Source organism: Vibrio sp. 1874, assembly GCF_033344395.1.
Taxonomy (GTDB): domain Bacteria; phylum Pseudomonadota; class Gammaproteobacteria; order Enterobacterales; family Vibrionaceae; genus Vibrio; species Vibrio alginolyticus.
Genome location: NZ_JAWPOR010000191.1, coordinates 1 through 1,027, shown reverse-complemented (window position 1 = coordinate 1,027; position 1,027 = coordinate 1). Strand labels below are relative to the sequence as shown.

At 48.9% G+C, this 1,027-nt stretch carries 2 protein-coding genes; both read left to right on the top strand.

What is annotated here, in order from left to right:
• Positions 1-193 precede the first annotated feature (193 nt).
• Positions 194-514 (top strand): hypothetical protein, encoded by a 321-nt coding sequence (locus tag R8N46_RS25535; protein ID WP_000547566.1) that lies wholly within the window; start codon positions 194-196, stop codon positions 512-514.
• Positions 515-817: 303 nt separating this feature from the next.
• Complete coding sequence (locus R8N46_RS25530) at positions 818-1,003, top strand: hypothetical protein (protein WP_001186917.1); 186 nt, start codon at positions 818-820, stop codon at positions 1,001-1,003.
• The last annotated feature ends 24 nt before the right edge of the window (positions 1,004-1,027 follow it).

Here is a 1,027-nt window from a genome sequence, read left to right as displayed (position 1 = left end):
ACAGCGTTTTCTGTTTAGCAAAGGTGAGCTATATTTGAATCATCTTAGTCGCTCTGCGGCTATAGGTGAGATAGCTGGTCTCCGAAAACAAACAGCATCTAGTCTTATGCCGTATGGCATTACTTAACCCCAAGCCGGGGGCTTCTCCCGGTTTTCGGGTGTTGCCCCTGTTTTTTTACATAGGAGCAACACCATGCACATCATCACTTTCATTGTAGTTCTGCTTGCATCTCTGGGCGCACTGTACGTAGGCGCGAAGGCATTTGCTTTTTCCTTCATCGTTCTCGCTAAAGTGTTCCAGCGTATCGGTTTGTTCCTTTGGAACAAATTCGCAGTTCCTGCAATGCGGTCTGTACAGGCCGTCATCAAAGAACGTGCTGCCAAGGCTGAACAAGCCAAAGCAGTCGTTGAACCTGAGGTAACTCAAGTTCAAGAAGTCGCTAAACAAGAACCTGACTGGGATTATCTCGAAATCCCGACTTACCTTCGTAAGGGCAAGGAACTTGTTTGGTAATAACTGTCGCTGAGTAATCTTCGACACTTTCAAACCCATCGGGGCAACCATACCCCGACGGGGATGTTGCCCCTTTTTGCTTAGGAGCAACATCATGGAAATCGCTATCATCGCTTTGTGTATCCCTACTGGTTGGGCAATCTCTCGTCCTTTCGTGAGAATCGCTGAATCGTTCGGTTACTGCTGATAGTCAACGCAAAGGGAGGGGGCAACCCCTCTCTTTCTGGTCAAGCCTCTGTGGCTTGTCCTCAAAGTCTTCTGGTGTCAGTTGGCTTTGACGACAAGCTACAGGGGGAATGTCGAATGCAACAGAATCTTCATGTTTACGACGATCACGCAGGCATCATCTATCTGGCTGATGGACGCGAGGTGAAATTTGATCCGAAACTGTATTCCAGCTCCTACCAGGCGCACAGTGAAGCAGTGAAGTGGGCCAAAGAAACCGGGGTCATTGGTCAAAACGACGATGTGGTGATGTTCGTCCATTGAGGGAGTAGCCTCCAGGAGAGGCTA